Source organism: Fulvitalea axinellae, assembly GCF_036492835.1.
GTDB lineage: Bacteria > Bacteroidota > Bacteroidia > Cytophagales > Cyclobacteriaceae > Fulvitalea > Fulvitalea axinellae.
Genome location: NZ_AP025314.1, coordinates 1,464,178 through 1,485,319, shown reverse-complemented (window position 1 = coordinate 1,485,319; position 21,142 = coordinate 1,464,178). Strand labels below are relative to the sequence as shown.

At 46.1% G+C, this 21,142-nt stretch carries 15 protein-coding genes; 6 read left to right on the top strand and 9 right to left on the bottom strand.

Annotated elements, in window-relative coordinates; translation table 11 throughout:
- Positions 1-17: 17 nt before the first annotated feature.
- The 7 genes from AABK39_RS06030 to lon form a co-directional block, all read right to left on the bottom strand.
- Entirely contained in the window at positions 18-1,907 is a 1,890-nt protein-coding gene (locus tag AABK39_RS06030) for a BamA/TamA family outer membrane protein (RefSeq protein WP_338394015.1), read from the bottom strand.
- Between the two features lie 16 nt (positions 1,908-1,923).
- The gene (locus AABK39_RS06025; RefSeq protein WP_338394014.1) at positions 1,924-2,634 is read right to left on the bottom strand and encodes a hypothetical protein; all 711 of its coding nucleotides are present in this window, start codon (positions 2,632-2,634) and stop codon (positions 1,924-1,926) included.
- Positions 2,635-2,855: 221 nt separating this feature from the next.
- Positions 2,856-3,551 carry a cytidylate kinase-like family protein gene (locus AABK39_RS06020; protein WP_338394013.1) on the bottom strand — a complete coding sequence of 232 codons (696 nt, stop codon included), beginning with the start codon at positions 3,549-3,551 and terminating at the stop codon, positions 2,856-2,858.
- 201 nt (positions 3,552-3,752) lie between these two features.
- Entirely contained in the window at positions 3,753-5,138 is a 1,386-nt protein-coding gene (hslU, locus tag AABK39_RS06015) for an ATP-dependent protease ATPase subunit HslU (protein WP_338394012.1), read from the bottom strand.
- Positions 5,132-5,686, bottom strand: a complete 555-nt coding sequence (locus AABK39_RS06010; RefSeq protein WP_338394011.1) for a GNAT family N-acetyltransferase — start codon at positions 5,684-5,686, stop codon at positions 5,132-5,134. The genes hslU and AABK39_RS06010 overlap by 7 nt, the downstream gene beginning before the upstream one ends.
- Before the next feature lie 9 nt (positions 5,687-5,695).
- Positions 5,696-6,751: a type IX secretion system protein PorQ gene (gene porQ / locus AABK39_RS06005; protein ID WP_338394010.1), complete on the bottom strand. Its 1,056-nt coding sequence runs from the start codon at positions 6,749-6,751 to the stop codon at positions 5,696-5,698.
- A gap of 127 nt (positions 6,752-6,878) precedes the next feature.
- The gene (lon, locus tag AABK39_RS06000; RefSeq protein ID WP_338394672.1) at positions 6,879-9,353 is read right to left on the bottom strand and encodes an endopeptidase La; all 2,475 of its coding nucleotides are present in this window, start codon (positions 9,351-9,353) and stop codon (positions 6,879-6,881) included.
- A 543-nt stretch (positions 9,354-9,896) separates the two neighbouring features.
- On the opposite strand from lon, the gene AABK39_RS05995 reads away from it, so the two are divergent.
- The 5 genes from AABK39_RS05995 (at position 9,897) to AABK39_RS05975 (ending at position 16,971) form a co-directional block, all read left to right on the top strand.
- Entirely contained in the window at positions 9,897-11,777 is a 1,881-nt protein-coding gene (locus tag AABK39_RS05995) for an OmpA family protein (protein ID WP_338394009.1), read from the top strand.
- 224 nt (positions 11,778-12,001) lie between these two features.
- On the top strand, positions 12,002-14,200 hold the full coding sequence (locus tag AABK39_RS05990; protein WP_338394008.1) for a S9 family peptidase: 2,199 nt from the start codon (positions 12,002-12,004) through the stop codon (positions 14,198-14,200).
- A gap of 68 nt (positions 14,201-14,268) precedes the next feature.
- Positions 14,269-14,946: an NAD-dependent epimerase/dehydratase family protein gene (locus AABK39_RS05985; protein ID WP_338394007.1), complete on the top strand. Its 678-nt coding sequence runs from the start codon at positions 14,269-14,271 to the stop codon at positions 14,944-14,946.
- A gap of 316 nt (positions 14,947-15,262) precedes the next feature.
- On the top strand, positions 15,263-16,249 hold the full coding sequence (locus AABK39_RS05980; RefSeq protein ID WP_338394006.1) for a TonB family protein: 987 nt from the start codon (positions 15,263-15,265) through the stop codon (positions 16,247-16,249).
- A 131-nt stretch (positions 16,250-16,380) separates the two neighbouring features.
- A complete protein-coding gene (locus AABK39_RS05975) occupies positions 16,381-16,971 on the top strand; it encodes an eCIS core domain-containing protein (protein WP_338394005.1) in 591 nt (196 codons plus the stop codon).
- A 105-nt stretch (positions 16,972-17,076) separates the two neighbouring features.
- Here the strand turns inward: AABK39_RS05975 and leuS are convergent, their stop codons facing one another.
- Positions 17,077-19,857 carry a leucine--tRNA ligase gene (leuS, locus tag AABK39_RS05970; RefSeq protein ID WP_338394004.1) on the bottom strand — a complete coding sequence of 927 codons (2,781 nt, stop codon included), beginning with the start codon at positions 19,855-19,857 and terminating at the stop codon, positions 17,077-17,079.
- A gap of 520 nt (positions 19,858-20,377) precedes the next feature.
- Here leuS and AABK39_RS05965 point away from each other — a divergent pair.
- Complete coding sequence (locus tag AABK39_RS05965) at positions 20,378-20,635, top strand: hypothetical protein (RefSeq protein WP_338394003.1); 258 nt, start codon at positions 20,378-20,380, stop codon at positions 20,633-20,635.
- Between the two features lie 108 nt (positions 20,636-20,743).
- On the opposite strand, the gene AABK39_RS05960 is transcribed toward AABK39_RS05965, so the two are convergent.
- Entirely contained in the window at positions 20,744-21,139 is a 396-nt protein-coding gene (locus AABK39_RS05960; RefSeq protein WP_338394002.1) for a DUF3127 domain-containing protein, read from the bottom strand.
- Between the last annotated feature and the right edge of the window lie 3 nt (positions 21,140-21,142).

The following is a 21,142-nucleotide window of genomic DNA, read 5'->3' as shown; positions in this document are numbered from 1 at the left end:
TTCTTACCGGGATTTTTTTATCTAAACGATGTTACTCCTGGTTCAATATCGGTAAAACTGCCAAAACCGAAATTTCCTCCCCCAGTAACCTGAAAATTTGTCATTGAAGCTCCTGGAGGAACTATCGGATAAAATCCGAAACGAATCTGGAAATTACTAATGACAAACCGCTCGTTCCCCACATTAACTCCTCCGCCAAATCCCGCAAAAATAGAATTCCCATTCGAAAATAACCGCCCACCATCTGAAACCGACCCTAGCTCGGCAAATGCGAAAAAGGCTACCCGGAACCCCAAAAAACCCCAAGGCGTATAAAGCTGGCTGGTCCCTCCCGCCCTAAAACGTCGCGTGCCGTAAGAGTTTTCATCCTCTCCAAGTCCTCCCAAATTGTAAAGAGAGCTTAGTTCCAACTTTTCCAAAGGAAACCTCCGCAATCCGACCAAGTGGTCAAGGTTTGCGAAATTCCTTAACCCAAATCTTCCCAATTTGAAATATTTGGAAAAAGCACTTGCGCTGACACGCCATTCACCTTGCTCCATCTTGCTACCATTCCAAAATGTACTGAACCCTGTGCGTAGATACAGGTATCCGTTTTTTTTAGAGTAAAACGACTTCGCCACATCAATTTCAGTATACCAACGATCACCAAATTCGGAGAACTCTTTACCTAAAGTAGCTCCCACTCCAAATCCGTAAGGAATATCTTCCGTCGTACCAAAATCAAAAATGAAATTATTTTTATAATAGTTCTGCTTGTTGACATACAGCCTCAAGAGCGCTCTTTGTTTATCCCAAAAAAAGTAGAGCGAATCTTGGTTGGGAGCAAAAGGTCTCCGTAAAAAATTCTCATTAGAATATGAGCCTGACACAACCAATTGCGCCTTGTTTTCATTCTGGCTTCCCTTAAAGTTAAACACCCGTCCGCCCCAAACCCGCACATCCACTTTATGATAGCTTAAATTATCATATAATGAGTCAAAAGGATAAACGTCTTGGACCAAACGCGCGTTCGCCCAATTCACGCCACCTATAGTTTTAATTTCGGGTATTGTATATGGTCTTTTGAATTCAGCTGAATAAATCAAACGGTCATACCGTGTCGCATATTCCAATTGCATGTCCACAAAGGAGCCCCGGATATTGGACACTTGGTAAACTCCTTGATAACCCCATTTCTGATTCTCATTCAAATCAGCGTTTATGTCGCTATCCAAAGCCTGACCTATTCCTAAAATATTACGATGGTTAAAACTAAGCGCCCAAGATTGCGCATTGGAAAACCTAGCGCCCACACTCAGGGACCAAACATCCTGAACAATCACCTCCGCATCCACTTCCATCATTTGCCCCGGAACTGGCCGAAGCACGATTCTAGCGTCCCGTACATAAGAGAGCCTCCTCAACAAACGCTCATTGTTTCCCAATAAAACGGGATTGACAGTTTGTCCAGGTTTAAAAAGCAAGTTTTCCCTAATTACAAAGTGGCGGGTATTAACGTGAATACTGTTCGCCACACGCTCGATTCCCGGAATTTTCCGCATCGTCGTATCATAAACGGTCTGGCCGAATAGATCTATCGACTTAATCCTAACATTACGGATCCGGAAGCCTTTGTATGGCAAAAACACTTCGACGTTCCTTTCCGTTTTCAGGCTATCTACCCCACTGGTTCCGTGATCGGGATCCATGAACAAAAGATCGTAAAGCGTTCTGCCCAACAACGATTTTCTGGACTTTTTATAAAGCGAATCGTAAAGCCACGCACCTTCGTCAGGCGCAGAAGGTTTAACGTGCAAGGAGTCTTTTTGGGCCAAAGAAGCCAAAGGATTTGCCGAAAAAAACAGGAATAACAAACCGCCAAAAATCAACGGTAACTTACTACAAACGGCTTCCCTCCTATTTCCCAAAGCAGATTACAATTATTTACTGGCGTCCCATATCTCTAAAGACAGCCTTGTTCTTATCCAATCGATAAATGTACACAAACATCATTTGACATGCACAAGCTCCGAATACATGCCAAAGAAAATGGGTTCCCATAGGAATCCAACCCCAAGGGTCTGCTATACGAAAAAACAAGGCCAAGGCAAAACTGCCCGAAGCCACAAAAACATATACCGAATACTTGAAACGGGTCTTTTTAAGAACCAAAACCGTCGGTAAAAGTACAATCATGAACTGAATAAAATAAGTGAGATTCGTCTTTAAGGCATCCTGATGATTCGGAATGACCCACGATACCACGGCCAAAAACACGAACGCCGCCAATATATAAGCGAACGCCTTCCACCAAGCTCCCGACACCAATCGTAAAAAATATGCGCTACAACCTAAAATCAATAACAGAATAGGCAACCAATCCATCATCATCAACCAAAAATCCGTACGCAAGGCGTGATAAAGCGTACCGCCAAGTCCGCCAATAGCCAACATCGGTACGGCAAACCTTAGAAAAACCTGCTTCATTTTCCCGTCCAAAACCAACTTCCTAACCCAAAAGGCGGCTATCAACAAAAACATAAACGCCGTCACGGTATTCCAAGGTTCGGCTACCCAGTTTTCCAGATTTGTCTCAAAATAAACAGGCCCTCCATCTGAAGGCAAAATCTCGTCTCTGTGATCAATGTTCTTCATAATCTCTTCGGCCTCGGCTATGTTGGCCCTTAACTTTTTCAGGTGAATAATTTCGAAGCCAACTCCATTGAAGCCTCTTCAAGTGTCCAAATACAAAAAACAAATCTGAAGCCTAAATCATAGGAGCCGAGAAGTTTCGTGAAAAAATTGCCCCAAACATAAAAAAACTCATGGACACGGATTCATTATTCCCGCATCCATGAGTTCAAACATCACGCGTTCTATATTTTTCCCCATCTCGAAAGATAGATACCCACCAAAATCTCGACCATTTCCAAATCAGTCAAACTTGACTTGTTGAAGGTCAGGTCGTATTCAGGATAATCGTTTTCGTTTTCTTTAAAGAGGTTTCTAAAATTCCCTTTTCGCTTTTCTGCTTTTTCGGTCATTTCCTGAGCCTCTTTGAGCGACACTCCCCACTCTTTTGACAAGCGATCGACTCGCCACTCAAACGGGGCGTGCACTTTCACCCTAAGGCCTCCCCGCAAACCTTTCGTAATTATTTCCGATGCCCGACCCACAAAAACAACATGTCCTTGTTTTGCCCGGTCCCTTATCACGTCCCGCAAAATACTCTTTGCCTTCGCCTCGCTCTTGTTGTAATAATTTTCGGAAAAAGAAGCCAATATATCATCGAAAACATAGTGTTCGCTCCGTTCCAGCATATCCTCCAACTCATTTTCTTTCAATTTGAGTTCGGATGCGGCCAAGCGCAAAATCTCCTTGTCCAAAACGCTCCAAGGAGTATGGGAAATATCGGACAGCCGTTTTGTCAGCAACCTGACAAAACCGTCAACTTCACATCCGACATCTCTGGTAATCGTAACAAAAGGAACGGACTTTTTGCCTCGCCCTCCTTTTTCTTCCCTGACAAGCAGGTAGTCGAGAAAATTTCTAAGGTTGTCGCTATTTGGCATGATTCAATTATTTTAGATTGAAAACCTACCCACACTCCACAAACTCCCCGAAAAAGAAAAGCGCTGCTTTCCATCCAATATTACAAACGGCACAAGCCCCCACAACGTTTCGAGACTTGCAAAAATCCAAAACAAGAAAAGTCGCTTTCGGGCGACTTTTCCAATATCAGAACTGGCCTCTCGGCCAAACATTTTTTGCTTTTAAAGAATATACTGGCTCAAATCCTTATCCTGGACTGTCCCTTTGAGCTTATCCTGAACCATTTCCTTAGTCACCATAATTTTGGCGTTCGGGCCAATTACGTCAGGAACATCAAACAAAAACTCGTTGAGCAACTTGCTGACAACCGTATGCAAACGTCTCGCCCCGATGTTTTCCACTTCACTATTGATGCGGAAAGCCATGGTCGCCAATTCTTTCAACGCCTCGTCGGCGAACTCCAACTGGACTTCTTCCGCTCCAAACAACGCCTCATACTGTTTTGTAAGTGCGTTTCGAGGCTCTTTCAAGATATGGTAGAAATCCGACTCGGTAAGATCGCTCAGCTCCACACGGATCGGGAAACGTCCCTGAAGTTCCGGAATCAAATCGGAAGGCTTCGCGAAGTGAAAAGCGCCCGCAGCCACAAACAGGATATGGTCCGTATTAATCACGCCGTATTTGGTAGAAACAGCCGTTCCTTCCACAATCGGCAACAAATCACGCTGAACGCCCTCACGGCTTACGTCCGGGCCTCCACCGCCTGAAGTAGACGCTTTGGCAATCTTGTCAACCTCGTCAATAAATACGATTCCGGTTTCTTCCGCCCTGCGCAAAGCCTCTTCCTTCACCTCATCCATATCGATGAGCTTCGAGCTTTCCTCTTCAAGCAGAATCTTGCGGGCTTCCTCAATCGTAACTTTCCTTTTCTTGCTGGTTTTAGGCATCATATTCCCCAACATTTCCTGCAAGTTGATCATCGAAGCGTCGTCCATCGCTCCGCCACCGATCATCCCGATATTGGCCGGCCCGGCTGATTTTACGCTGATTTCGATCTTACGGTCTTCGAGCTCCTTATTTCTTATTTTCTCACGGAAACGCTCACGGGTCTTCTCGTTCAATTCAGCGTCCGTACGAGGTACCTCATCATCGTTCAACGGTCTGGCTGGCTTGTTCGAAACCGGCGGAATCAACGCGTCCAAGATAATGTCCTCCACGATTTCCATCGCCTTTTCCTTTACCTCGGCTTTCTTCTGAGCGCTAACCATGTTCACGGACTGCTCTACGAGGTCACGAATCATGCTCTCCACATCACGTCCCACGTAGCCCACTTCCGTAAATTTAGAAGCCTCCACTTTCGTAAACGGCGCATCGGCAATTTTGGCCAATCGGCGAGCGATCTCAGTTTTACCCACACCCGTCGGTCCGATCATCAGGATATTGTTCGGGTTGATTTCTCCTCTGATATCCCCTTTTACGTTCATCCGCCTCCAACGATTTCGCAAGGCGATAGCCACATTGCGTTTCGCATCGTTTTGGCCGATAATATACTTGTCCAACTCCTGGACTATCTCCCTCGGAGTCAAATATCTTGTGTCACCTAACATATATGAATGTTTTTATGATTCTGTTTTTCCCACTCATCACGCAATATCGACATCGCGAATTTATCGTGATACTCCCCGTCACGCAGACAAGCTTGTCTTAATCGGCCTTCCATCTGAAAGCCCGAACGGCGATAAGCCTTCACCGCCCAAACGTTCGGTTCCGAAACCGTTAGGGTAATTCTGTTGAGCCCCAGCTCTCCGAAACCGATATTTAGGATCATTTTCGTTACCAAGGAACCAATTCCTTTGCCCCAGTTCGAACGGTCACCTATAAAAATGAAATACTCGGCGGACTTGTTCGCTTTAGACATTTTGCATAATCCAGCATAGCCTACACAAACATCCGTATCATGCAAAACCACCGCCTTATTTACGGTTCCTTTCTCGGACAGCACACCGTCAAACCACTTATCTGTATCGGCGTCAGTCTTCATCCGCTGGAAAGCACTTAGGGAATAACGCACGGCTTCTTCATCTTTTACCCAAGGATAAAAAGACGCACGATGGCTTTCTCCCAAAGATTCCAATCTGATTTTAAACTCACGCATATAATTTTATTAAAGGCTGATTTCTGTTTTGGACAAATTCACCGACAAGGAAATCTGATGGGCGGCGCCCGAAGCGTGTTTCCCTCCCATTGCGTAATCGAAGCGGAAGCGTTTTAATTTTAAACCGAAACCGCCCGAAAAACCAGACAATCCGCCAGCTCCTTCCTGTTGAAGTTCATACTGATACGCCCCATTATAGCCTAACCTTGCGACAAATTTTGGGCTAAAGATGATTTCACCACCAAGCGACATATGCGTAAGCACTTTATCCGCACCTGAGGGCTCGTCGCCTTCCTCTTTGTTCGGGTTGTCAGGGTCGGAATAAATTTCTCCGCTGGAGCCCAAACCAAAAACAGCCAAATGAAACCGCACAGGCATATGCTCGGGTTTAAAACTTGCGCCTAAGCGAACATCCAAAGGCAAGTCCAACGCTTGGTCTTCAAAGCGGGAAACTTCCGCACCAATATTCGTAACCACCAAATCGACGGCCAGATCCTTTTTGGGATGCTCAAACCTACCTCCGATATCGAGCAAAATAGCCGAGGCTTTATACGAATCAATTCTGGATTCGGCGTATTTAAGGTTCAAGCCCATTCGGAAAGGGCCCATTTGATGGCTTTTTCCAAGCGTAATCACGTAATCAGAAGCGTTGAAGGTTCCGGTTTTATTTCCCGTATCATCATACGCGTCAATATCTCCGTGGCCCAAATACGCAATGCCAATAGCCCACATTCCGGTCTTTTCAAAATCACGGGAATAACTGGCCCTACTGAGCCCCATATTTGCCGGATACCAAGCGTAGCCAAACGACGCCACATTGTCCGCATCCTTATCCAATGACGCCGGATTATTCCAAAACGACTGAGCAGATTTCCCCGTCAAACCGACACCACCCAAAGCCAAAGCCTCGGCACCAGCGGGCAAATCCAGAAACGGAAAAGAATTACGTCCTCCGTACTGAGCCTGAGCTTTTCCGGAAAACAGAAAAACCGTCACTAAGGGGATCAGGATTCCGACCCGGAGGTTCTGAATAAAAACGTTTTTAAACTTACTGGGATATATCATCGCCAACCGCTTCAAAAAACATAAACACCAGACCTTACAAAACAGGCCCGACTCATATTCCCGCAAGGAACGAACCATTTCGCATAAAGTAAAAAAGACAACCCGAAGGCTGTCTTTCATAAAACTGTCAACCCTTTTTGTCAATGACAAACTTCATGGGTTTTTTCACTTTATCTTTCAGCAGAGCGATGTCCAGAACTTCGTCCACCGCCTCCACATAGTTAATCGTCAAGCCTTTGATATAACGCTCGTCGATTTCCTCGATGTCTTTTCTGTTTTTAACCGAAAGGATAATCTCCTTGATGCCGGCGCGTTTGGCCGCAAGGATTTTTTCCTTGATTCCGCCCACAGGCAACACTTTGCCACGAAGAGTGATCTCGCCGGTCATAGCCAAACGGGATTTCACTTTGCGTTGCGTATAAATCGAAGCGAGTGATGTAAGCATCGTAATACCGGCGGAAGGACCGTCTTTCGGCACCGCTCCGGCCGGAACGTGTACGTGCAAATCGTAGTTATCGAACACTTCGTGATCGATTCCTAGCTCATCGGCTTGGGTACGGAGGTATGAAAGCGCCGTAATCGCCGATTCTTTCATCACGTCGCCAAGCTGGCCCGAAAGCGTCAATTTGCCCTTGCCTTTGCTAAGGCTAGATTCGATAAACAAAATTTCACCGCCAACACTGGTCCAAGCCAAGCCCGTAACCACACCGGCCAACTTATTGTCTTGGTAAAGCTCCTTGTCGAAGATTTCGCTTCCGAGGAATTCCACCACTTTCTCCGGCGTAACCTCTTTTTCGTAATCCTCTTCCAAAGCCACCGACTTGGCGATCTTGCGAACCACGCTTCCGATCTTGCGCTCAAGGTTACGAACGCCAGACTCGCGAGTATATCCGTCGATAATTTTCACGATCGCAGGCTTGCCGAACTTAACCTGATCGGCTGTCAGACCATTTTCCTCGATTTGCTTCGGAATAAGGTGCCTTTTGGCAATTTCCGTTTTCTCTTCCAGCGTATAACCCGACAGTTCGATGATTTCCATCCTGTCGCGCAAAGCCGGCTGTATAGTGTCAAGCGAGTTTGCCGTAGCGATGAAAAGCGTGTTCGACAAATCGTAGCTTACTTCCAGATAATTATCGTTGAAAGCGTTGTTCTGCTCCGGATCCAAAACCTCAAGCAAAGCGGAAGACGGATCCCCACGGAAATCAGAGCTCACCTTATCGATTTCGTCAAGAACAAAAACGGCGTTGTCCGTTCCCGACTTCTTTACGTTCTGCAAGATCTTACCCGACATTGCGCCGATATAAGTCTTACGGTGGCCACGGATCTCGGACTCGTCATGCAAACCGCCCAAAGCCAAACGAACGTATTTACGACCCAAAGCTTCAGCCACTGATTTACCCAACGATGTTTTACCAACACCCGGAGGGCCGTAAAGGCAAAGAATCGGTCCTTTGAGGTCTTTCTTCAGCTTCAATACCGCCAAGTATTCGATAATACGCTCCTTGACTTTCTCAAGGCCAAAGTGCGCCGAATCCAACACTTTTTTGGCGTGCTTAAGATCCAGATTATCCTCGGTCACTTCACCCCAAGGCAAATCGACCATAAACTCAACGTAGTTCAGCGCTACGGGATATTCCGGCGCCGAAGGGTTAAGGCGAAGCAACTTATCGCATTCCTTCTCGAAATGGGCGGCAATTTCTTTCGGCCATTTCTTTTTCGCCGCTTTTTTCTTCAGCTCGCGCACTTCCACGTCAGGGCCTTCCTGCCCGAGCTCGTCCTGAAGCACTTTCATTTGCTGGCGCAAATAGTAGTCGCGCTGTTGGGCGTCGATATCGGAATTGACCTTGCTCTGGATCTCACGCTTAAGCTCAAGCATCTGCACTTCCTTGAGCATAAACTCAAGCAAAGTGGACGCCCTTTCCTTAGGGTTCTCGATTTCGAGCAGAGCCTGCTTGTCCTTCACCTCGACCTGCAGGTTCGAGGAAAGGAAATGCATCAGGAAAGTGTAGTTATCGATATTGTCAAGAGCCGTTTGGGCCTCTTGAGGCAAATCCGGATTGAGGCGCAACATGCGGTAAGCCGACTCCCTTACCGATTCCAGAATCGCTTTGGTCTCTTCGTCGTCCTCGTCAAGCGCCATGTCGCTGAGAACGTCGAACGTAGCTTTCCAGTAAGGTTCCTGAGTCACCACTTCGCCCAAGCGGAAGCGCTTACGGCCCTGGATAATGATTGTGGTGTTTCCGTCAGGCAACACGAGCATCTTCACGATCTTGGCAAGTGTGCCCACACCGTAAATATCCTCCAGTCCCGGATCTTCGCTATTATTTTTCTGAGCCACTACGCCAATAATGCGAGTGCCTTTATAGGCCTCTTTCACCAAAGAAATAGATTTGCTGCGACTAACGGTAATCGGAATTACCACCCCCGGAAAGAGTACGGTATTCTTTACAGGCAAAATAGGCAAAGTATCCGGCAAACCGCTTTCGGCCTCCAGTTCACTATCATCATCTTCGGGAAGCAGAGAGATCAATTCTCCTGAATCGTCATCCTGCAATTCGGACAATGTTAATGAACTAAGGAATGTATTATGACTTTTATTCATGTTATCTGTCCTCGACATGCCAAAGTGGCAGTGTTTTTGAATTCTGTCTTCGTTTTATTTGCGGGGTATACATTGGCAATAGATATGCCAATATAAAACAACATATGTTGCTCCGATGCGAGATCGGTTATATGCACCTTGTGACATACACGTTCTTTCCAGCACTCGGGTTTCTTACTTTTTGACCGTTAATTATCCTTCTTTATAAAAATAACGCGTTCTTGCGTTATTATGCCCAAAATCAGAAGCGGGAAATTTCCAAGTATGACAACTCTGGACTATATTTAGGTTAAATTGTGTCTTGTGTCGTTAGGAGTATTTTTAAAACCTCAAAAACGGGTGTAAAAGACATAAAAACAGAGCCCTTCCGTTATTTAAGCAGGACAAATGGGCTCCAGCAACGCAAACGTATATTAAATGCCAAATTTTCGTGGCCATATCATTTTACTGCTAACCCTATTACTCCTTCTATGCCCGGGGGCCGAAGGGCAAAATAAAAGAAAGAGATCTAAGAAGAAAGTAATTACTTCCAAAGAGCTCCCCATGCCCACGTTTGACAACCTACACAAGCGGGCATATTATAGGGACAACAAAAAACTGGAAAAGATCCTTTCGCTGGAAAAGGAAGGCCAGTTCGTAAAACTATATCCGATACTTCATAAATATGTCGATAATTTCGGGATTCGCAATTTTTATCGCGACACAAGACTGCTCTGGCTTTTGGCAAAAATCACCGAAGAATACGGAAATCCCGAAAATGCCAAATTGCTGTACTCAATGGTCCTTCGCCACCATAGAAAAGGCGACCCGATAATGAAACTGGTCCCGAAAGACCAATTGTCGCAGGACAAAGCATCCGATTATATCCCTCTGGACTATTACTACGAGCTGGTTGAGTACAGACAGTATATCGACACGTTAAGGCCTCCCGTCGGCGTACGCCAAAACATGGGCCATTTGATCAACTCCGATAAATCAGACTACGCTCCGTTCTTGCGACCTGACAACGAACGTTTGATCTTCACGTCAAAAAGGATGGAGACCAACGACGGAATCCGTGTCACACGCCATGAAAACATCTACTTCAGCGACAGTGACGACGGAGATTGGAGCGAAGCCAACTTACTCCCCGGCGTAAACAGCCGAAACAACGAAGGCTCCGTCTGCATCAGCGCCGACGGTACCCGACTATACTTCGCGCGCTGCGACGCCCCGGACTGCTACGGCAATTGCGACATATTCGAGGCCACGCTGGACGAACGCGGACAATGGGGTAATGTAAAAAACCTCGGCATAAACGTAAACAGCAACGCCTGGGACTCCCACCCGTCGCTTTCGCCGTCGGGCGATACGCTTTATTACGCCTCCGACCGTTTGGGCGGTTTCGGGCTCAGCGACATTTACTTTACAACCCGCAAAAAAGACGGAACCTGGACGCCCGCCAAAAACTGCGGTCCAGTGATTAATACGAGAGGAAACGACGTTAGCCCGTTTTTCCATCCGGCCAGAAACGTCTTATACTTTAGCTCAGACGGGCATCCGCTAAACTTCGGAGCGCAAGACATTTATAAATCCCATAAAATAGGCACTTCGAATTGGAGCGACCCGCTGAACATCGGCCCGCTTGTCAACAGCGAGCAAAGCGAATTTTACTTTACAATCGACGGAACCTTTAACCGGATTTTCTACGCCAAATCGATAGAGAACAAACTAAGCAACCTTGACCTATACTCCTTCCCCCTACCGATGGAAGCGCACCCGGACGCCAATACATCGCTGACGGGCTCGTTGGTGGATGCGGAAGACGATGAGCCTTTTACCGGAATCGTATCGGTCATTGACCTTGAGCAAGGTATTGAAGTCGCACCAAAATTCCTGAATAAGGACGGTGAGTTTCAATTCAACCTTATTGACAAAAGGAAATACTTATTGGTAATACAGGGCGATGATTTTTTCAGAATAGAAAAAGTAATCTTTCTGGATGGCGACACCGACATATCGGAAAACACCAGCGCTATTTCACGCAAACTGAAATTCGAATCCATCCGTTTCGAAAACGGCAAATCGGATATATTGCCCGCCATGTACGCCGACTTGAATAAGGTGGCCAATTTCATGCTGGACCACCCGAATTTCAAGCTGAAGATTTCGGGGCATACGGATTCTTCCGGCGACGAGGAATTCAACAAAGAGCTTTCCCAAAAACGCGCCGACGCCATCATGAATTACATCTCCTTCATAAAGGATGTTCCCGAACAGCGGATTGAGGCCATCGGTCACGGAAGTTCCAAACCTATCAGCAAAACCGACATGTCTCTCAACCGCCGTGTAGAATTCGAAATCTACAGGCCTAGTGAAGAGGAACTGAAAAAATTGCGTGAACAAATCGATAACGCCCCCGAAGACCAGCTAGACGATTGGTAAATTCCACAAAACTCATTGGACAGGCATTTGATCACTCTATTTAAAAAGTCATATCGACATATTTAAAGTCGATTGTTTCTACCCGAATCCAAAGTCCTTGCCCCTATTTCTTGACCTCTGTTTTCAAATCCTTCCTTTTTTTTACCCACAAAGCTAATGCGAAAGATTTTTTCTTATTATTAGCTAAATTGTATCTGTAAACTAGAATCGTTAACGGATTTTTAATGAAACACAACCTAAAAGCAACCCTTATAGTATTCCTTTCCTTCCTGACTTTATCGGCTTTCGCCCAGGAAAAAAAGGACATCACGCTCGAAAGCATTTTCAAACAAGGCGCATTCGGGTCCCGTTCCGTATACGGAGTCAATTGGATGAACGACGGGCGCTATTACAGCTCCCTGAAATCGGACCGCAACAGCTCTTTCGTGGTTAAATTCGACATTGTCAAAAACGCGGCTATCGACACGCTCGTCGATACACGCCAACTCAGAACAATCGACAACGAGTTCCCTCGCTTTTCAGGCTATTCGTTCAATGCGGACGAAACCCAAGCCCTGCTCACCACCTCTTTCGAACGGATTTACAGAAGATCTTCAAAAGCGGTATACTACCTTTATAATATTGAGCGCAACACTCTCAGAGTTTTGGCCGACGGAAAAAAGGTGTCGTACGCCACGTTCTCACCCGACGGAAAGAAAGTGGCCTACACAAGAGACAATAACCTCTATGTAGCCAACCTTGCTAACCTGAACGAAACCGCCATCACGACAGACGGCGAGTGGAACAAAATAATCAACGGTAGCGCCGACTGGGTTTACGAGGAAGAATTCTCGATGGCCAAAGCCTTCAAATGGTCTCCGGACAGCAAACGCATCGCTTTCCTCCGCTTCGACGAATCGGGCGTAAAGGAATATAACATGCAGATTTGGGGCAACCTTTATCCGAAAGACTACAAATTCAAATACCCGAAAGCCGGCGAAGACAACTCGCTTATCGAAGTGAAAGTCTACGACACTTCAAACGGACAGACCGTAAGCATGGACATCGGGCAGGAAACCGACATCTACGTACCGCGCATTTACTGGACATCAAAAGCCGGACAGCTTTCGATCCTCAGACTCAACCGTCTGCAAAACCGCATGGACATCCTTCACGGCAACACCGCTAGCGGAGCCACGGTAACGGCCCTTACCGAAACGGCCAAAACTTACGTCGATCTCGACTACAACGATAATCTCACGTACCTGAAAAACGACAAGGGAATTATCCGTACAAGCGAGCAGGACGGCTACAAGCACATCTACTGGCACAGCGCCGACGGCCAACAAACCCGCCAAATCACCAAAGGCGATTGGGAAGTGACCGAACTTGTCGGAGTAAACCAGAAATCAAAGAAAATCTACTTCATCTCTACCGAAACGTCTCCGCTCCAAAGAGAGCTCTACGTAATCGGGATGAACGGAAGAGGCAAAAAGAAGCTCAGCAAACTCGAAGGAACCAACCGAGTGAACATGAGCAAAGACCACGCTTACTACATCAACTATTATTCTAGCCTCACCACTCCAAATACCGTAACGCTCCACCGCTCAAGCGGAAAGCAACTGAGTGTTTTGGAAGAGAACAAAGCCACTTTGGAGCGCCTCGAAGGCTACAAAATCGGCGAAAAGAAATTCTTCGACTTCACTACGGAAGAGAACATCTCGCTCAACGGCTACATGGTTTATCCGGCCGATTTTGACAAGAACAAAAAGTATCCGGTTCTGATGTACGTTTACGGCGGCCCTGGCTCACAAAACGTAAAGAACAGCTTCCCGTCGTCGCGTGACCGCTGGTTCAACATGTTGGCCAACAAAGGCTACATCGTCGCTTGCGTAGACAACCGCGGCACAGGCTTCCGCGGACGCGATTTCAAACACGTCACTTACAAGAACCTAGGTAAATACGAGTCGCAAGACCAAATCAGCGCCGCCAAATACCTCGGTTCGCTCCCATACGTTGACAAAGGCCGAATCGGAATCTGGGGATGGAGCTACGGTGGCTACATGTCGTCGCTTTGCCTCTTCACCGGCAACGACGTATTCAAAGCGGCCATCGCCGTGGCGCCCGTAACCAACTGGCGCTTCTACGACAGCATTTACACCGAGCGCTACATGCAACGCCCGCAAGACAACCCTACCGGATACGACGCATTCTCCCCTGTATTCCACGCCTCGAAGCTCAAGGGTAACTTCCTGCTCGTTCACGGCACCGGCGACGACAACGTCCACTTCCAAAACGCTGTGGAATTGGTTAACGAACTCGTAAAAACGGATAAGCAATTTGAGTCGTTCTACTACCCGAACCGCAACCACGGAATCTACGGCGGAAACACGACCATGCACCTTTACCGTATGCTTACGAACTTCGTGATGAACAAGCTTTAATAAAAATCTATAACGAATAGAAACGCCGTGGCCAAACAGTCACGGCGTTTTTTTGGTATCAAAAAAATATGGAAAAGAATGCGCTAATCGCCGGAGCCACCGGCCTTATCGGCAAGTCACTCGCCAAACAGCTTGCCAACACGGGACACTACGACAACGTCTTTGCCCTAGTGCGAAAACCTGTCGATTTAGGATCTGAAAAAATAAAAACAATAGTCTGCGATTTCGAAAATCTGGACGGCTTGGACCTCCCCACAATCTCGGACTTATTCTGCTGCCTCGGCACTACAATAAAGAAGGCCGGCTCACAGGAAGCTTTCCGGAAAGTTGATTTCGAATACCCGCTCAACTTCGCTCGCTGGGGAAGGGAACAAGGAGCGGAACGTTACTTCATAGTCACCGCAATTGGCGCCAACGCAAAGTCCTCGGTCTTTTATAATAAAACCAAAGGCGAAGCCGAAGACGCCATCACCAAGCTCCAATTTTCCAGCACATATTTCTTCCGCCCTTCTTTGTTACTTGGCAAAAGAGACGAAAAAAGAGCGGGTGAGGATTTTGCTAAAACCATCAGCGGAATCATGAACCTATTCTTGGTAGGATTCTTGAAAAAATACCGTGCAATCCAAGCCTCGGACGTGGCAAAGGCTATCTGTTCAGTAAGCGTAAATAGCCAAAAGCCCGAAGGCCTTCGTATTCTTGAATCGGACCTTATTCAAAAAATTGCGGACACGGAAACTAACCGATAACTAACAACAAGCAACAAAACCCTACTCTCTCAACCAAGAAAATAAATAACACTTACTGGCTAAACATTACAATTCACCGCCACTCCCGACATTTAAATAGAATTATATTTTAAAATTTAGATACTAATCCAGTTTTCAAACAAAAAACAACACATGTCAAATTTATAATAGAACTATTTTATCCTCTAAATCAGCATTTTCATTATTTTCAAGACAATAAAATCACCAATTAATCACTTTTTCTTTTTTGAAATAAAACAGATTAATATATTGAGATGATTATTTGTTTTTTAGATTTATTGAAAACTACCTGAAAATGAGAACCGTCCCTCTTCTTCTCTTATTTTTAATCGGAGGATCTATACATGGATTTTCCCAACATGTCAAAAAATTACATTACATAAGCGAAGGACAAGAAACTCTTGATCCTAAAAAAGCCAACTTCTATCTGGAAGTGCCCGTCCTCCGAAAAAAAGAGACAAACGTAAGGCACGGAAAAGCCCAAGCCTTTTACATCGACGGAAAAAAGAAGTTCACAGGAGAATACCGGCAAAACTTACGACATGGAATATTCCAATACTTCAACAAAGAAGGAATGAAAATAAGCGAAGGGGAATACGCCAACAACGAGAAATTCGGAATCTGGAAATATTGGAACGAGAAAGGCGCACCGACACTGGAGTGCAAGCACCTATCATTTAAACAGATCGCCAAAGTCCCGGCCAACGCCCTCTGGTCCATTATCGAAAATGATCGCATAATAATCAACCAATGGAATGCCCAAGGCGAACAAACGGTCACCAAAGGTAATGGAATATACTCAGGCTATTACCCGAACGGAAAACTCAAAGAGACAGGCACGTTAAATAGAGGCCGAAAAACCGGCACATGGAGAGGTTACTACACTAACGGCAATCGATTTTACGAAGAAGTATACGAAAACAACAACCTCATTTCCGGGCAAAGCTTTGACATTGAAGGTGCTCCCGAAGAATATAAAGTCCCCTACTCGCTCCCTATTTTCAAAACAGGCCTCAAGGACTTTTACAGCTATGTAAACGAAAAGCTGAAGTACCCTAAAAACGCCAAGAAAATGCGGATCCAAGGCCCTGTCTACGTAAAGTTCTCAGTAAGCCCACAAGGGGCCGTAGAAAACCCGACAATAGTTAAAGGTATCGGCTTCGGCTGTGACGACGAAGCCATACGGCTGATAGAAAAGACCTCTGGCAAATGGGCCTCAGCCCTTCACAAAGGCAAAGAAATCAGTTATGACATGACGTTGCCGATCGTCTTCAAGCTTTAAGAACGAAGGCCTTTTCGAAACCAAAAATTAGACGCTATAGAAAAACTGTTACAAAAAAATCGCAATCGCCGAACATAAAGGAATACTTCCGGTTTGCTATTTGTACCTGAGAACAGCGAAACCACGCCACTATGTTCATGCCTTTGCAACAAAAAATGGTCCCTAAGCACGCTTCCACATTGCAGCGCAAGCCAATGGCTGGACCCAACGGCACCGCCTCGTTCGAAGACCGGCGCCCGGAAGCCGTAGCCCAACGAAAAATAGCGGATATCGTGAGTCCCGCCCCACAAGTGCTCCAACAGTCCTCGGAATCAGATACGGTTCAGGCAATGACCGATTCGTCATCGTTTTTCGGCGAACAGCCTGTACAAGCCATGACCGAAGGACCTAAAAAAGGATCTCTTGATTACGTGGTTCAAAGAGCCTCTGACATTATGGGACATGATTTCTCAAATGTCAACGTGATTCAAAATTCCATGTCGGCAAGAAGCATCGGAGCCCACGCTTACGCTCAAGGCAACGACATCCACGTAGCCCAAACACTGAACATGAACCGCAGTTTTGACCAACATTTAATGGGGCATGAACTGGCGCACGTAGTACAGCAAAGCAAAGGAATCGTCCAAGCCACAGGATCAGTCGGAGGACTTCCTCTGAATGACAATCCACAATTGGAAAGCTCCGCGGATTCTTGGGGCCAAAAACTAAGACACGCACTTTAAGATAAAGCCAAAGGATATAAAAAGGCTCTCGAACAGCAATCGCCGTTCAAGAGCCTTTTGTTATTTTATCAAAACCGAATCAGGTTCGGATTTTTCACCTATCAATTACACTACTACGTTCACAATCTTCTTCGGAACCACGATTACTCGCTTAGGCTCTTTTCCTTCCGTCCACTTCACCACACGTTCGTCTGACAAAGCAACAGACTGAATCTCGTCTTTTGATGCGTCTGCTGGAATGCTTACTTTGGCCCGCATCTTACCGTTTACCATCACAGGGTACTCGAAAGAGTCCTCCTTCAAGTATTTCTCCTCATATTTCGGAAATTCGGCGTTCACTACAGATTCCTTATGGCCAAGTTTCGCCCAAAGCTCTTCGGCCATATGAGGTGCAAACGGCGACAGCATAGCTACCAAAGGTTCCAGAACAGATCGCTTAGCACATTTTTTCGACGTGAGTTCGTTCACGCAAATCATAAAGCTCGAAACGCATGTATTGAAAGCGTAACGGTCCATATAATCGCTTACACTCTTAATCGCTCCGTGCAAGATCTTCAATTCTTCTTTGGTCGGCTCCTCTTCACTCAATGTGAATTCTCCGTCATTTCCGCTATGAAACAGTCTCCAGAATTTCTTCAGGAATTTATGAACTCCGTCGATTCCGTTGGTATTCCATGGCTTAAATTGTTCCAATGGCCCGAGGAACATTTCATAGAGACGGAATGTATCGGCGCCGTAACGCTCCACGATATCGTCAGGGTTCACGACGTTGTACTTCGACTTTGACATCTTCTCAACTTCGGAACCGCAAACATATTTGCCGTCTTCCAAGATAAATTCCGCATCGGTATAATCCGGACGCCAAGCTTTGAACGCTTCCGTGTCCAAGATGTCATTATCAACGATGCTGACATCAACATGCAAAGGCGTTACCTCATAGTCTTTGCGCAGATTGTAAGAAACGTATTGGTTCGTGCCGTTTACGCGATACACAAAGCTCGAACGGCCTTGGATCATTCCTTGGTTAATCAACTTTTTGAAAGGCTCATCAACCTTCAAATAGCCTTTGTCAAACAAAAACTTCGACCAAAAACGCGAGTACAGCAAGTGGCCGGTAGCGTGCTCCGCCCCACCGATGTACAAGTCGACGTCCTGCCAGTAGTCCAACTCTTCTTTAGCGGCGAACTCGTTCTCGTTTTTCGGATCCATATAACGGAGGAAATACCAGCTTGAGCCAGCCCAACCCGGCATAGTGCTCAACTCGTAACCATATTGGCCTTCATATTTCCAATCCTTAGCCCTTCCCAACGGAGGCTCACCCGTTTCAGTAGGTTTATATTCGTCGATTTCAGGCAAAATCAACGGCAATTTATCCTCGGCGATCAATTCGGCAACACCTTCGTTGTCAAAATACACCGGCACCGGCTCCCCCCAATAACGCTGACGGCTGAAAACAGCGTCACGCATTTTGAAGTTCACTTTCGCCTGCCCGATTCCCATTTCCTCTACCTTATTGATAGCGGCCGGAACAGCCTCTTCCACTGACATTCCGTCAAGGAAGCCAGAGTTCACCATTTTGCCCGCTTTCGGGTCAAAATCCTCTTGCGTGATATCACAATGCTTTCCTTCCTGAATAGGAATTATCGGCAACTCAAAATGCTTGGCGAAAGCGTAATCCCTAGTGTCGGAACACGGAACAGCCATCACAACACCAGTTCCGTAACCAGACAACACGTAATCAGCTACCCACAAAGGCACCTTCTCATCAGTGAAAGGATGCTTAACGTAAGAGCCCGTAAATACGCCCGAAACCGTTTTCACATCAGTCATACGGTCACGCTCCGAACGGTTTTTCGCTTTCTCCACATAAGCTTCCACTTCCGCACGCTGGCTATCGGTCGTAAGTTCGTCGATCAATTCATGCTCCGGAGCGATTGTCATAAACGTCACCCCGAAAATAGTGTCAACCCTGGTGGTGAAAACCTCAAGTTTCCGGTCAGATTCCTCAACTTGGAACTTCACCGAGCAACCGTATGATTTCCCGATCCAGTTCCGTTGCATTTCTTTAAGCGATTCGGAGAAGTCAACACGGTCAAGACCTTCCAACAATCTGTCGGCGTAAGCGGAGATTCTCATGCTCCACTGCAACATTTCCTTACGCTCGACAGGGTGGCCTCCACGCTCGGACAGTCCGTCTTTCACTTCGTCATTGGCAAGCACGGTCCCCAACGCAGGGCACCAGTTCACGAATGTCTCGGAAAGATACGTCAAACGGTACATCATCAAGATATCCGCCCGCTCTTTACGAGACATCCCTTTCCATGCTTCAGCAGTGAAAGAAGGTGTCTCCTCGTCACACACAGCGTTTACGGATTGGTTACCCGACTCTTCAAAAATCTTGATCAGGTCGTCGATATCCTTGGCCTTGTCAGCGTCATTGTCATACCATGAGGCGAACAACTGCATGAATATCCACTGCGTCCAACGGTAATAATCGGGAGAGCTGGTCCTTACCTCTCTTTCCCAATCATAAGAAAAACCGATAATACCAAGTTGTTCCTTGTATCTGGCGATGTTTTCCTCAGTCGTTTTCGCAGGGTGCTGCCCTGTCTGAATAGCGTATTGCTCCGCCGGCAATCCGAACGAGTCGAATCCCATAGGGTGCAATACGTTAAAACCTTGAAGACGCTTGTAACGAGAAACGATATCAGAAGCGATGTATCCCAACGGGTGACCTACGTGTAGCCCCGCTCCCGACGGATAAGGGAACATATCCAACACATAATATTTGGGCTTCGACTTGTCGGTTCCCGTACGGAATGTTTGGCTATCTTGCCAGTATTTCCGCCACTTCGCTTCTATATCTTTATAGTTATATTCTGCCATCGTAAAAAAAGATCATTTTTTTTCGTCTTCCAAAACCGGTTTCCAAAACAGCCTTCGGTTACCGAATCTCTGTAAAAATACGTCTTTGATTCAAAAAAACGCACGCTTCATTATGAATTTTAGCACTCCACTGTTCTTAACAAGAAGTTATTCTTTGGCTCTCCCTCCCTTTCTCCGACCACTTCAACTAGTGTTTAAATATTTTTTTAACTATATTACTTTTCGTTGCCACGGAAAATTACATCACAGTCACTTATAGTTTTTGTTTTTTCATTATTTCTATATCACCTGAGTGTGGAGTTTACGTAACACTATACCAACATATACGTTACAGTAGTAAAGAGGCCAACTTTCGGTAGATTATGGGAGAAAAAAGCTCTCACTTGAGTGGAATCGCCAAACCCGCTCTATGTAAAATAATCAACAAACTGATATATAACGCCTCAGTTCCCTTTGCGTCACTAATTGAATCATTACGGGAATCGATTACGCCCCACCCCTCAATCAAAACCCAAAGCTTATGTCGCATACGTTATCCCCACGAGAAGAGTTGATAAACAGAATGAGAACCAACGCATACTTTATGCGGATCTCTTACTTCTTTATGGCTATGCTCTCGCTTTGCCTTATCTATCTCTTTATGGCCTCATCTAACTGGACACTGATTCTTCTCGTGTTAAGCCAGCCCCCGCTTTTCTATTACTTTAACATCCGTAGGCTCAATAAGGAGCGGGATCAAATTGAAAAAGCACTACACGAAGCAAGCTTAACGCACTAGCGAAAAAATACTCAATCAAAACGACAGAAGCCCGGCTGAGCCGGGCTTCTGTCGTTTTGATCCTTATAAAAAAAGGGGCACAAGCCCCTGATATTTTTCCGGTCAAACTTAAAACGGAAGATCGTCGTCGTCAGAACTGCCTCCATTGTCTGACCAACTCGGCGGTTCCGCTGGAGGAGGAGCCATATTATCAGCCGGCGGGAAATTACCCTGAGGCTGTTGCTGAGCCACGGGCTGAATTCTCCAAGCCTGGAGCGTATTGAAATACATCGCCTGCCCTTGCTGGTTAATCCATTCACGGCCTCGGAGATTAAAGCTTACGCTCACCTCTTCGCCCACTTGGTGGCTATCCAACATACCGCAACTGTCTTGAACAACTTCAAACTTAATAAATTGCGGGTACTGGGGGTTGTCCATATACTCAACGACAAATTCCCTTTTTTTGAACCTGTCACTTACTAGTTGAGTATCGTAAATTACCTTTATCTTTCCTTGGATGTCCATAAA